11 protein-coding genes are annotated in these 12,584 nt (G+C 72.4%); 10 read left to right on the forward strand and 1 reads right to left on the reverse strand.

Going from position 1 to position 12,584, the window contains the following annotated elements:
• The 8 genes from ABFX54_RS39215 to ABFX54_RS39250 all read left to right on the forward strand — a co-directional run.
• Positions 1–1,409: hypothetical protein (locus ABFX54_RS39215; RefSeq protein ID WP_346111876.1), on the forward strand; the 1,409-nt coding region annotated here is incomplete at its 5' end.
• A 39-nt stretch (positions 1,410–1,448) separates the two neighbouring features.
• On the forward strand, positions 1,449–1,973 hold the full coding sequence (locus ABFX54_RS39220; protein ID WP_346111878.1) for a hypothetical protein: 525 nt from the start codon (positions 1,449–1,451) through the stop codon (positions 1,971–1,973).
• 157 nt (positions 1,974–2,130) lie between these two features.
• Positions 2,131–2,646 (forward strand): hypothetical protein, encoded by a 516-nt coding sequence (locus ABFX54_RS39225; protein WP_346111879.1) that lies wholly within the window; start codon positions 2,131–2,133, stop codon positions 2,644–2,646.
• 305 nt (positions 2,647–2,951) lie between these two features.
• The gene (locus ABFX54_RS39230; RefSeq protein ID WP_346111880.1) at positions 2,952–4,016 is read left to right on the forward strand and encodes an ABC transporter substrate-binding protein; all 1,065 of its coding nucleotides are present in this window, start codon (positions 2,952–2,954) and stop codon (positions 4,014–4,016) included.
• A complete protein-coding gene (locus ABFX54_RS39235) occupies positions 4,013–4,876 on the forward strand; it encodes an ABC transporter permease (RefSeq protein ID WP_346111881.1) in 864 nt (287 codons plus the stop codon). The genes ABFX54_RS39230 and ABFX54_RS39235 overlap by 4 nt, the downstream gene beginning before the upstream one ends.
• The gene (locus tag ABFX54_RS39240) at positions 4,852–5,703 is read left to right on the forward strand and encodes an ABC transporter ATP-binding protein (protein ID WP_346111882.1); all 852 of its coding nucleotides are present in this window, start codon (positions 4,852–4,854) and stop codon (positions 5,701–5,703) included. Before ABFX54_RS39235 ends, ABFX54_RS39240 begins: the two co-directional genes overlap by 25 nt.
• Positions 5,704–5,968: 265 nt before the next feature.
• The gene (locus ABFX54_RS39245) at positions 5,969–7,309 is read left to right on the forward strand and encodes a lanthionine synthetase LanC family protein (RefSeq protein WP_346111883.1); all 1,341 of its coding nucleotides are present in this window, start codon (positions 5,969–5,971) and stop codon (positions 7,307–7,309) included.
• Positions 7,310–7,365: 56 nt separating this feature from the next.
• Positions 7,366–7,683 carry a putative quinol monooxygenase gene (locus ABFX54_RS39250; protein WP_346111884.1) on the forward strand — a complete coding sequence of 106 codons (318 nt, stop codon included), beginning with the start codon at positions 7,366–7,368 and terminating at the stop codon, positions 7,681–7,683.
• 119 nt (positions 7,684–7,802) lie between these two features.
• Here ABFX54_RS39250 and ABFX54_RS39255 read toward each other — a convergent pair whose 3' ends face one another.
• Positions 7,803–8,801 carry an Ig domain-containing protein gene (locus ABFX54_RS39255; protein WP_346111885.1) on the reverse strand — a complete coding sequence of 333 codons (999 nt, stop codon included), beginning with the start codon at positions 8,799–8,801 and terminating at the stop codon, positions 7,803–7,805.
• 436 nt (positions 8,802–9,237) lie between these two features.
• On the opposite strand from ABFX54_RS39255, the gene ABFX54_RS39260 reads away from it, so the two are divergent.
• Positions 9,238–11,103 carry a glycoside hydrolase family 127 protein gene (locus ABFX54_RS39260; RefSeq protein WP_346111886.1) on the forward strand — a complete coding sequence of 622 codons (1,866 nt, stop codon included), beginning with the start codon at positions 9,238–9,240 and terminating at the stop codon, positions 11,101–11,103.
• Positions 11,104–11,115: 12 nt separating this feature from the next.
• Positions 11,116–12,489, forward strand: a complete 1,374-nt coding sequence (locus ABFX54_RS39265; protein ID WP_346111887.1) for an extracellular solute-binding protein — start codon at positions 11,116–11,118, stop codon at positions 12,487–12,489.
• The last annotated feature ends 95 nt before the right edge of the window (positions 12,490–12,584 follow it).

Here is a 12,584-nt window from a genome sequence, read left to right on the forward strand (position 1 = left end):
TGCAGTTCACCGGCTCGCCCGACCAGCACGTCCAGGTGCTGGTCGAGGACCCGGGCGACGGGCTGCTCGGCCGTACGGACCTGCGGGCCGGCACCGCCGCCGACCCGCACGTCATGCGGATCGGGCCGAGGGTGGACCCGCAGGTCGTGTCCTCGGTGCTGGTGCACGAGATCTCGCACGCCGCCCAGGCGAGCGCCGCGACGGCGGCCGGGGCCCGGCAGGGGGTCGTCCGGCCGTCGCTGTCGCACGACGTGGCCGAGGGCACGGACCACTGCCGGGCGCTGCGCCTGGACGAGCACGCCCACCTGTCACGCAAGTGGCGGGCGGAGGAGGACCCGGCCGCGCGGTCGCGGCTGGCGGAGGCGATCGGCGCCCTCGCCGCCGACATCGAGCGCCGCGGTCACACCCCGCCGCCCCCGCCGTGGGGCACGGGCCCGCACCGGCCGGCGCGCGACGGACAGGAGGGCCCGCTGGCCCGGCTCCGCGGCCTGATCGACGCCGTCACGCGGCAGGAGCCCACGCCCGGCCGGGGCCGCTCCCTGGCGTCCCTGCTGGGTGGCACCGAGACCGACGCCAGGACGGCCGCGGCCGAGCTGCGCTCCGAGGTACGCAGGGCGGGCCTGGCGGAGGACCAGCCGGGCGCGGCCGCCAGGACGATCTTCCTGGCGCGGGCGGGCGAGCTGACCCCCGAGCAGATCGCGGCGATCCGCGGCCCCGTGGCGCTGCCCGAGATAGCCGCCGCCAAGGCGTTCGAACGCGGCGCCGCCCTCCTGGGCGCCCGCGTCCGCGCGCACGGCCCCGGCCTGCTGGACATCCAGGTGCCCGGCCGCCCGCCCATCGCGGTCGAGATCCAGCCCGCCGGCCGCGCAACACCCCCCGACGCCGCCGCTCAGGGCGGGCCTGCCCAGGGGGTGCCTGCCCAAGGGGGTCCCGCTCAGCAGAGGACCGCGCAGAACGGGCCCGCTCAGGACGTGGGCGTGCTGACGTTCCAGGTGGACGATCACCGCACGATCGGCGCGAACGAGCGCGCCGCCGCCGCCACGGGGGGCGGCGCCGTGGCGCGGGCCATGGGCCTGACGGCCGCCGATCACGCCAGACTGGCCGAGCTGTACGAGGCCGCGCGCCAGGTCCGCACCGCCACCGCCGCCCAGCGCCCCGGGCGGCTGGGCGTCCTGCGCGACCTGGCCGCCACCGTCCCGTTCCACCTCGTGCCCGCTCCCATGGCCGCGCACCTGACCACGCTGCTGGAGACGAGCCGCCGCCCCGCGGCGCGGCACGCGTACTGGGAGCGGATGCGCCGCCTCAACGACGGCACCGGCCTCCTGCCACCGGAGGAGGAGTGCCGCTGCCCCGCGGACGGCCCCTGCGGGTGCGGCCTGCGTACGAGGACCGGCCGGGTACGGGCATGATGGGAACCCCGACCACACCCCCGAGGAGAGAAGACGGAGATGACCTTCGCGGTAGCGCGGACGAGGGATGAGGCCCACCTCTACCTCGACCTGCACCCATGTACCTGCGGCTCGGTGGACACGACCTGGGAGAGCGGGATCGTCGGCGCCGCCGGCGGGCCGGCCAACCGTTACAGCGGCGTCTGCGGGGAGTGCGGCAGGGACAGGGAGTTCGTCTTCGGCCTGCCTGAGCGTCCCGTGATGCCGGCGGGCTACCCGACGTTCGGGGGGCAGGAACGCTCGCAACTGCTCGACGCGGGGGAGTGGATGTGGGTGGCCGATCTGACCGCGGGCAACGTGCCGGTGGACGACGAGGCCGAGGCCAGACGCACGCTGGCGGTGGCCGCCGCGGCGGTGGAGGAGGTCGTCAAGTTCATCCCGCCGGGAGCGGAGGCGGTGCCCGACGACGGATTCTGGTCGCCGCGAGGGCGGGAGGTGCGCGCGGCCGAGCCCGGCAGGTTCCGGCTCGACCGGCTGCTGATCGTCCGCGACTCCTATCGCGATCTGGCGGCCCGGCATGCCTGATCACGACCCCGAGCGCCCCGGGCCCGACCCTCGGCGCCAAGTCCCAGGCCGCGACCCGGGCCAGGGCCCGGACCCCCGCCTGGGAGACGGCCTCGCCCCCCGCCTCATAGACGATCTGGAACACGGTGCCGACGGGCCGGGGCCGGCGCGGAGCCTCGTGGAGGCGTACGTCTATCTCGACCTGGTGGCGCCGGGCGGCTCCGAGCAGGCGGCGGTCGCCGACGGGAGCGAGGGCTGGCTGGTGCGCGCCGGCGGCGTCGAGGTCCTCGTCCCCTACGAGGCGGAGGAGACGGCCAGGCAGGCGGAGGCGACGTTCGGCACGGGGCTGAGCGCGCTGCTCGACCCCGGCCAATGGGTGCTGATCGCGTCCACGTACGCGAGCAGGGCCCTGGAAGGCGGCCTCCTGCTCGCCGAGGACCCGTCCGACCCGGAGGGGCTCGACACCGTCGCCGCCGACTGGTCCTTCGCCGCCGACGCCATCGCGGAGGCGCTCAAGTTCGTCCCCGAGGGCGACGCGGGCGCCGACGGGCCGGATCTCGCGTCCTTCTGGACGGAGATGGGCCGCTCGGCCCGCGACGCCGCGCCCGGCCGCTTCACCCGGGCGAAGCTGGAGAGCGACCTCGCCTTCTACCGCCAGAGCCTCGCCGACCTCCACCGCCTGCACGCCGACTGACCAGCGGCTTCTCCGACCGGCCCGCATGCGGACCGACCCCGACCCTTTCCGGGAACGTCGGCCACCGGCGGTAGGCATGCGCCATAATATCAGGTATATCTGGTAGGAAATGTTGACTTAGTGGCTCGGGGCTCGTAGTTTCATGGTCATGAGCCAGGGCCTTCGCCTGACCCGGCGCCCGCACGTGGACTTCGGTCACGTCGCCAGCGCGCAGTGTCGCTGATCACAGAGTGGAACGATCCGCCCGCACCCTCCCGTACGGGCCGAACACCCCTGTCCGCGACGACCCCCAGAGGACCAGCCACATGTCTGCCCCCTCCCAGAGACCTGCCGCGAGAGGACCGGCGGCGCTCGCCGCGACCGTCCTGATCGCCCTCCTGACCGCCTGCGCCGCCCCCGAGAGCGGGAAGGCGACCCTCGCCGCCGACGCGCCGCTGCCGGCCACCGTCCCCGCCGGCACCAAACTGATCATCGGCGATCCTCCGACCAAGGTGGCGCTCCAGTTGTCGGGCGAGATCGACACGTTCTCGTTCGACGTCGAATGGGCCAATCTCAGCGGCGGCCCCCAGACCAGCGAGGCGTTCAGGGCCGACGCCCTCGACGTCGGCGCGGTCGCGGAGATCCCGCCCATCCACGCGAACTGGACCGGCCTGCCCGTCAAGATCGTCGCCTCCAGGTTCCGCAAGGACCCCCTCACACACCCCACGTACGAGCTCGGCATCGCCCCAGGCGTGAACGTGCGGACCCTGGCCGACCTGCGCGGCAAGAAGATCGCCTACAGCCCCGGTCAGGCTCAGGGCGCGCTCGTGCTCAAGGTGCTCAAGCACGCGGGACTGACCAAGAACGACGTCACCCTCGTCGAGCTGCCGAGCACCGGCGACGTCTACCCCAGCGCGCTGGCCTCCAGGCAGGTCGACGTGGCGCCGATCGGCGGCGTCAACATCAAGCGCTACACCGCCAGGTTCGGCAGGGACGGCGCCACCACCATCGCCCACGGGCTGCGCGACGACCCGGGCCACCTCTACGTCCGCACGGCCACCCTCCGGGACCCGGCCAAGGCCGCCGCCATCCGCGAGTACGTCGCCGCCTGGGCCCGCGCCGCCCGCTGGGTCTATGAGCACCCGAAGGAGTGGATCGAGGGCTACTACGTCAAGGACCAGGGCCTCACAGCCGCCGACGGGCAGTATCTCGTCGAGCTGGCCGGCGAGCCCGACATCCCGGCCGACTGGTCGCAGGCCATCGCCAGGCACCAGGAGACCATCGACATCCTGGCCACCGAGACGGGCAACCCGCCGCTGAAGGCCCAGGACCTGTACGACCTGCGCTACCAGGCCGTGGGCGCCGAGGCGATCGGCGGCGGTGCCCGATGACCCTCCTCGACTCACCCCGCGACTCCGGCCCCGCTTCCGGAGCTGGCACCGGGCACATTTCCATACCCGCCCGTGTCCGGACTCGCCGCCGGTTGCGGCCGGGGCGGCGGATCAGGTTCGGGTTCCTGCTGGGGCCGTTCCTGCTGCTCGCCCTCTGGACGGCCGCCTCGGCCACCGGCTGGCTCGACCCGCGCTTCCTGTCCCCGCCATGGGACGTGATCGGCACCGCCGCCGAGCTGACCGGGACCGGCCGCCTCCAGGACAACCTGCTGGCCTCGGTCGGCCGCGTAGCGCTCGGACTGGCGATCGGCGTGCCGCTCGGGCTGGCGCTCGCGCTCGTCTCCGGGCTCAGCCGCTGGGGCGAGGCCGTCATCGACGGGCCCGTGCAGATCAAGCGGGCGATCCCGTCGCTTGCGCTGATGCCGCTGCTCATCCTCTGGCTCGGCATCGGCGAGGGTATGAAGATCACCGTCATCGCCGTCGGCGTGCTCGTGCCGATCTACATCCACACGCACAACGGCCTGCGCGGCATCGACAGCCGTTACGTCGAGCTGGCCGAGACCGTCGACCTCGGGCGCGGCGCGTTCATCGGGAAGGTGGTCCTGCCGGGGGCGCTGCCGGGTTTCCTGCTCGGGCTGCGCTTCGCGGTCACGACGGCCTGGCTGTTCCTGGTGGTGGCCGAGCTCATCAACTCCACCAGCGGCATCGGCTACATGATGGATCTGGCGCGCACGTACGGGCAGACCGACGTCATCCTCGTCGGCCTCGTCCTGTACGGGCTGCTCGGCCTGTTCTCCGACGCCGCGGTGCGGATCGTGGAGAGGAGGGCGTTGTCATGGCGGCGCACACTGGCGAGCTGACCCGCGTCAAGGGCCTGACCCGCGTCTACGGGGACCGGGCGGTGCTCGACGGGCTGGACCTGGAGCTGGCGCCCGGCGAGTTCGTCGCCCTGCTCGGCCGCAGCGGCTCCGGCAAGAGCACCCTGCTACGCGCCCTGGCCGGCCTGGACGGCGACCTGACGGACGGCCATTCGGGCCGTCGTCAGGGCGGCCGGACAGGCGGCCGGACGGGCGGGGCACGCGGCTGGACACGTGTCCGGTCGGGTCCTCGGACGAGCGGGGGCACGGTCGAGGTGCCCGATCAGGTGTCGGTGGTGTTCCAGGATGCCAGGCTGCTGCCCTGGCAGCGGGTGCTCCCGAACGTCGTCCTCGGCCTGCCTCCGGGCGCCGAGCGGCGCGGCCGGGAGAGCCTGGCCGAGGTGGGGCTGGCCGGCCGCGAGCGCGCCTGGCCGAACGAGCTGTCCGGCGGCGAGCAGCAGCGCGTCGCGCTGGCCCGATCCCTGGTACGCGAGCCCCGCCTGCTCCTGGCCGACGAGCCCTTCGGCGCGCTCGACGCGCTGACCAGGCTCAAGATGCACGCCCTGCTGCGCCGCCTGTACGAGCAGCACCGCCCATCCGTGCTCCTCGTCACCCACGACGTGGACGAGGCCATCGCCCTGGCCGACCGCGTGCTCGTCCTGGACGACGGCAGGATCGCGACCGAACAGCGGCTCGACGGCGGCGCGAGCCACGCCGAGCTAAGAGCCGTCCTGCTGCGAGCCTTGGGCGTGACAGACGACGACCGCGACGAGGCCGTTCGTGACGCGCCCGTCCATGGTGCGGCCGTTCGTGGAGACGGCCGCCCATGACGGCGGGTCAGTGTGTGAGAACGGACGCTGTGGCGGTAGATGTCGTGACATCGCAATCAGTAGCGGCCGGCCGTGACGGACGGAAGAAAGCTGATCGCGATGGAGGATGATCGTGACGGGTCACGGTGACGAGACGATGGCGGCGGCGGGATCGGCGGAGCGGTGGGATGCCGCCATACTGGTACGGTCCGCCGAAGCCGCCGGGTGACTGCACGAAATCCCGGAATTCCCAGTATTCCTACTCAACCTATGGGAAAATAAGGGCATGAGTCTCGAGGAGATGCGCGCGTCGAGCGCCCGCGCCGATTCCCCGCTGACCGCCGCCATCATGGCCGGCCGGTGGATCAGGTCGGCCGCGATCGACGACGAGCACGGCCGGCGCTGGCTGGCCAACCCCGACGCGCGCGGAGCCTCGGCGGTCACCTCCGAGCCCTGGTCCCTCTACTCGGGCGCGGCCGGCATCGTGCTGTTCTTCCTCGAACTGGCCACCGCCACCGGGCACGAGGCATACCTGGAGGACGCCAGGGCCGGCGCCCGCCGGCTCGCCGCCACCTGGCGCGAGCAGGACGACCTCACCCTCTACCATGGCCTGACCGGCGTCATGATCGCCCTCATGGAGGCCGGCTGGACGCTCGGCGAGGCCGGGTTCGAGGCGGAGGCGGCGGCCATCGCCGACCTCATCGTCCGCCGGGGCGTGGAGCAGGGCTCGGGCGACGGGGTGCAGTGGTCGCGGGACCCGGCGCAGCGCGGCGAGGGCGGCATCATCCTCGGCCTCCTCCGCGCCGCCACCCACCTCGGAGTGCCCGCGTACGAGGAGGCGGCGGTCGAGGCCGGGCGGCGCATCGCCCGGCTGCCCGTTCCAGGCCACCGCTTCGGCGACTGCGCCGACCTGCCGGTCGACGCCGTCACGCCGGGCTTCCTGGCCGGCACGTCCGGCACCGCGTTCCTGCTCGCCCGCCTGTACGGCGTCACGGGCGAGGACCGCTTCCTGCGCGCCGCGCGCAGCGGCGCCGCCTTCGTGCGCGAGGTCAGCCACGTGACCGGCGCCTGCGCGGTCGTCCCGCACCACGTGCCGCAGGCCCGCGACCTGCACTACCTCGGGTTCTGCTCCGGCTCGGCGGGCGTGGCCAGGATGTTCTACGAGCTCTACCGGGTGGCGGGCGACCCCGGCGACCTGGAGTGGGCGGGACGGCTGGCGCACGGGATCGTGAGCAGCGGGGTGCCAAGGCGCCGTACCGAGGGCTACTGGAACGTCGCCTGCCAGTGTTGCGGCACGGCCGGCGTGATCGAGCTGTTCGCCGGGCTGTGGGCCGCGACCGGCGAGGAGCGCCACCTCGAATACGCCCGCACGCTCGCCGCCGACCTGATCGGCCGGGCCACCGACCACAACGGCCAGGGCTACCGCTGGTACCAGGCGTACCGGCGGCTCCGGCCCGGTGAGGTGACGGCCGACACCGGCTACATGGTCGGCGCGGCCGGCATCGGCACGGCCCTGCTGCACCTCGACGCGGCCGGCCGGGCGGACCACCCGCGCCGGGTCGTCCTGCTGCCCGACAACCCGTTCCCCGCCATCCCGCTGCCGTCCTCCCTGTTCACGGGCGACTGAGTTCACGGGCGACTGTGTTAACGGGCGACTGACCGGCGCCCGATAGGCTCGGCGCCGTGACCCGACAAGCCCGTTACGGAAAGTTCATCGCCCAGGACGGCCGCGGCCAGGAGCTCGCCGACCTCCTCCTGACCGCCGCCGCCGGCCTGGAAGGCGAGGCCGGTTGTGAGCTGTACCTGATCAATCGGCAGACCGACGCGCCCGACACCGTCTGGGTGACCGAGGTGTGGCGCAGCCAGGCCGACCTCGACGCCGCGCTCGCGCAGGTCAGGGGCAGCTCGGAGGCCGCCGAGGCGTTCCGGCTGGTCAAGTCGGCCGAGATGATCGAGCTCGACCTGCTCGGCGGCACGGGCCTGGCCCCCTCAGAAGCCTGATCTCCTCGGGTCTGATCTCCTCAGGGGCCTGACCCGGCGCCGCGCTCAGGCACTCCGGCGGGTGGCCGTCCCGGCGTCAGGCGCTCTGAGGTGCACGCACTCGCCGACGCCGGCGGTCGTCACGCGTACGCCTTCACCTCCAGCAGCCCGACCGACGCCGCACCACTCTGCAGCACCACCCTGAGCCTGGTGGTGCTCACGGCCTCGAACGTCACCCGGATGTACCGGTCGAGCGCGATCGGATACGCGCCGGGCACGTCGGCGTACGCGCTGCCGTTCCAGTACTGCAGCTTCCACGACGCGGGCAGCCGCACCCCCTGGCCGTCGTCGAAGAAGTACACCTCGGCCGAGCGCAGCGTCCGCGCCGACGGCCAGGTCAGCTCGGCCCGCTGCGTGCCCGTCTGCGGCCAGGTGCCCCAGCGGCGGTTGACCGTGTCGTTCGACGAAGGCGGGTCGATGCCGTCGTTCAGCGCCGCCACGCTCTCCCATGCGGAGGTGTGGGAGGCCGGCGGGGTGGCGGACACGGCCAGGTTCGCGCCGCCGCCGGCTCCGACCGTGAGCGTAAAGGTCCTGCTCACCGGGGTGCTCAGCCGGTCGTAGTCCCTGAGCTGGACGGTGAAGGTGGAGGCGCCCGCCGCCCTGGGGGTGCCGGTGATCGCGCCGGTGAACCGGTCGAGGGAGAGGCCCGCGGGCAGCGAGCCGCCGGTGACCTGCCGGTCGTAGAACGGGACGCCGCCCTTCGCGGCCAGCATCTGCCGGTAGGCGGAGCCGGGGGTGGCCTGGGGGAGCGAGGTGGTGGTGATCGCCGCTTCGAGGAACGGGGTGAGGTCGCGGTTGAGCGTCCAGCCCGCGTTCTCCGCCACCAGCAATGCCAGCTTGGTCAGCATCCACCTGCGGGTGGGGAACAGGTGGTTCCAGCCGCCGCTCTGCCCGCTGAGCCGGTCCCAGTAGGGCCGGTCGCCGGGAATGTGGTAGCTGCCGTCGAGGGGCACGGCCCGGCCCTGGGAGGCCACCACGTCGGGGTCGTTGCCGCCGCCGGCCACGTACGAGCGCATCCCGGCCCAGCCGCTGTGGAAGGCGACCGCGTGGCCGTACTCGTGCATGACGAGCCCGTGCACGTCGAGAACCGAGCCCTGGATGTCGGTCTTGTACCAGTCTTCACAGGTCGACGACCTGCGCGGTGGGAGCGGCGTGAGCGGGCGGCGGGGTGCCGGCGACGAGGAAGGACGCGAGTAACGCGGCCACGGCGGCCAGTCGTCTCATGGGGAACCTTTCTCCGGGTGCGCTGGGCGAAAAAACTGAAAGGTTTTCGGATGCAAAACCCAGAGGGAGATGTCTGCGAAGGCCGTCCTGCGGCGTTGCAGCGAACGGCGATAAGCACTAGCAAGAAAAGGTTTTCGGGCATCGGGACGCTCGTCGGCGGGCGTACGGCGGGGCAAGGAAAGGCAATCGTTTGCCGACCGAGATACGCCGCACACGCTGGGACTATTGACTAGTGCTGTATCACATCCTACATTTCGGCGAGAAAACCTCTTCCCAGTCACAGGGAGCGCGATGTCTGACCGCACGGACCGCGTCCGCGGCCCGCTGGCACCTTCCACCGGCGTACAGCGACCGCTGGGCATCGACGACGTCGAGATCGAAGGAGGCCCGTTCGGGCGCTGGCAGCGGATCAACAGGGAGGCCGGCATCCCGCTCGGCCTGGAGCAGATGGAGAGGTCGGGGGCCGTGCCCAACCTGCGGCTGGCCGCGGGCGAGGGCGAGGGCTCCTTCCAGGGCTTCCGCTTCCAGGACTCCGACCTGTACAAGCAGCTCGAAGCGGTCGCCTGGGAGCACGGCCGGCTGCCCGGCGACGGCTACCGCGCCTTCGCCTCGGAGACGGCCGCGCTGCTCGCCCGCGCCCAGCGCCCCGACGGCTACCTGAACTCGCACTACCAGATGGTCAAGCCGGACAAGATCTGGACCGAGCTGGAGTACAGCCACGAGATGTACTGCGCCGGCCACCTCATCCAGGCCGCGGTGGCCGCGGCGCGGGCCGGCCTCGGCGAGGAGCTCATGGCGGTCGCCCGCCGCTTCGCCGACCTGCTCGTCCAGCGCTTCCTGGTGGACGGCGACGACGCCATCGACGGGCACGCCGAGGTGGAGACGGCCCTGGTCGAGCTGTACCGGCACACCGGGCAGGGCTCCTACCTGGAGCTGGCGCGCAAGCTGATCGACAACCGCGGCCGGGGCCTGATCGCCGAGACCGGCCTCGGGCCGCTTTACGCCCAGGACCACCTGCCCGTACGCGAGGCGGACACCGCCGCCGGGCACGCCGTGCGCCAGCTCTACCTGGAGGCCGGCGTGGTGGACGTGGCCGTCGAGACCGGCGACGAGACGCTGCTGGCCTGCTCGGTGCGGCGCTGGGAGGACCTGGTCGCCACCAAGACCGCCATCACCGGCGGCCACGGCTCGCGCCACGACGGAGAGGCGTTCGGCGAGCGCTACGAGCTGCCGCCCGACCGCGCCTACAACGAGAGCTGCGCCGCCATCGCCAGCATCCACTGGAACTGGCGGCTGCTGCTGGCCACCGGCCACGGCCGCTACGCCGACCTCATCGAGCGCACCCTCTACAACGCCTTCGCCGCCTCCACCTCCGCCGACGGCGTGCGCTTCTTCTACGTCAACCCGCTGCAGCGCCGCGCCGACCTGTTCGAGGACGCCTACCTGGGCCGGCGCAGGGAGTGGTTCGCCTGCGCCTGCTGCCCGCCGAACATCATGCGCCTGGTCGCCTCACTCGGCCACTACGTCGCCACCACCGACGACGACGGCCTGTCGGTGCACCAGTACGTGCCCGGCACCATCCGGGCCGGCGGCATCACCCTCGCCGTCGAGACCGACTACCCCTGGGACGGCCGGGTCCGCTTCACCGTCCGCGACACGCCGGGCGGGGAGTGGACGCTCAAGCTGCGCGTCCCCGCCTGGAGTGCCCCGGGCGAGCTCATCCCCGACGCCGACGGTTACGCCGGGATCCGGCGCGACTGGCGTACCGGCGACACCTTCACCCTCGACCTGGACATGACGCCCAGGCTCGTGCTGCCGCACCGCAAGATCGACGCGCTGCGCGGCTGCGCCGCGATCGAGCGCGGCCCGCTCGTCTACTGCTTCGAGCAGATCGACCAGGACGGCGAGCTCGACGACCTGGCGCTCACCCCGGACGCCCAGCTGCGCGCCGTCGAGCGCGACCTGCCCGGCATCGGCAGGACCGTGCTCATCGAGGCGGACGCCGTCCGCCTGCCTCCCGCCCCGCCGGACGGCCTGCCGTACGGCACCGCACCCCCGGAAAGCCTCCCGGCCCCCACCACCGCCGTGGCCGTCCCCTACTACCAGTGGGACAACCGCGACGGCGGCGTCATGCGGGTCTGGACACCCCTCGCGTAAGGACACGCACGCATGAAGAGAAGAGACCTGTTCAGAATGGGCTCCCTGGCTGCCCTGGGAGCGGCCGGCGTGAGCGCCTGCGGCTCCGGCGGAGGGACGGGCGCGGCCGGATCGACGCAGCTGCAGTTCATGTACTGGGGCTCGACGTTCGAGAAGGCCGCCGTCGAGAAGATGCTCAAGTCCTTCGAGCAGAAGAACCAGGACATCAAGGTCAAGCCGGTCTTCACCCCCGACGAGTACGACGTCAAGCTCAACAGCCTGGTCGCCGGCGGCAACACCCCGGACCTCGGGTACGTGCCGATGTCGATGTCGTTCCGCCTGGCCGAGCAGGGCAACCTGGTCAACCTGTTCCCGTACCTGCAGAAGTATCCGCAGCTGGCCGGCTACCTGCCGGACGCCTACCTCTGGTACGGCCAGGACAAGCTGCACGGCGTGGCCACCGCCAACGAGATCGAGCTGCTCTGGTACAGCAAGTCGGCCATCGCGGCGGCCGGCGCCGCCACCCCGCCCGCCGTGGCCTCCTCGGCCTGGACGTGGGACCAGCTGGTGGAGAACGCCTACAAGCTCACCGTCGACCAGAACGGCAGGCACCCGGACGAGTCCGGCTTCGACCCCAAGCAGGTCAGGCAGTTCGGCATCTCCATCAGCCTCACCTACGCCGCCGCCTGGTACGGCTTCCTGCGCGGCAACGGCGCCGACTTCGCCGACGAGGCCGGCAAGAAGTGCCTGCTGGACACCCCCGAGGCGATCCAGGTCTTCCAGAACCTCCAGGACCTCGTCTACAAGCACCGCGTCGCCCCCGGCCCCGGCCAGCTCGCGGCCACCGGCGACGACGTGCCGGGCACGAACATCCTGCTCAAGACCAAGCGGGTGGCGATGGTGGTGGACGGCCACTGGAGCCTGCTCGACATGAACGAGAGCAAGGTCGACTACGGCATCGGCGTGCTGCCGAAGTACGCCGAGCCGTTCACCACCTCCCAGGTCGCCGGCGCCTCCTCGGTGTTCAGCACGACCGAGCACGTGGAGGAGGCCGTCGAGCTGTTCGCCTTCCACATCGACCCGCAGTACGTGGACCTGTACAAGCAGGGCCTGTGGATGCCGCAGGAGAAGAAGTACTACGAGGACCAGGCCGCCATCGACTCCTGGACCAAGAACGACGGTCACCCGCCGGAGTTCCGCACGGCGGTCGTCGACTACGCCCGCGACCACGGCGTGCCCGACCTGCGCAACCGGGTCAAGAACCTGTCCGCCATCTCCAGCGACGTGCTCACCCCCGCGCTGCAGGAGATCGAGTCGGGCAAGCGGCCCGCGGCGGAGGTGCTCAAGGCGGTCAGCCCGAAGATCACCGGCATGCTGCAGGGCTGGCAGCACGTCCAGGAGCCGTGACATGCCGGACACCCGGCGGAGCCCCTCGGGCCCGCGCCCGCCGAACGAACGCCCGCCGAACGAACGCCCGCCGGGTAAGCGCTTGTCAGGTCAGC

The sequence above is a fragment of the Nonomuraea maheshkhaliensis genome (assembly GCF_039529435.1).
GTDB classification, from domain to species: Bacteria; Actinomycetota; Actinomycetes; order Streptosporangiales; family Streptosporangiaceae; genus Nonomuraea; species Nonomuraea maheshkhaliensis.

Bases quoted from the DNA above. Each gene is read 5' to 3' on its own strand.
- ABFX54_RS39230 (WP_346111880.1), top strand. From the start codon at position 2,952: ATGTCTGCCCCCTCCCAGAGACCTGCCGCGAGAGGACCGGCGGCGCTC.
- ABFX54_RS39260 (WP_346111886.1), top strand. From the start codon at position 9,238: ATGTCTGACCGCACGGACCGCGTCCGCGGCCCGCTGGCACCTTCCACC.
- ABFX54_RS39265 (WP_346111887.1), top strand. From the start codon at position 11,116: ATGAAGAGAAGAGACCTGTTCAGAATGGGCTCCCTGGCTGCCCTGGGA.
- ABFX54_RS39240 (WP_346111882.1), top strand. From the start codon at position 4,852: ATGGCGGCGCACACTGGCGAGCTGACCCGCGTCAAGGGCCTGACCCGC.
- ABFX54_RS39245 (WP_346111883.1), top strand. From the start codon at position 5,969: ATGAGTCTCGAGGAGATGCGCGCGTCGAGCGCCCGCGCCGATTCCCCG.
- ABFX54_RS39220 (WP_346111878.1), top strand. From the start codon at position 1,449: ATGACCTTCGCGGTAGCGCGGACGAGGGATGAGGCCCACCTCTACCTC.
- ABFX54_RS39235 (WP_346111881.1), top strand. From the start codon at position 4,013: ATGACCCTCCTCGACTCACCCCGCGACTCCGGCCCCGCTTCCGGAGCT.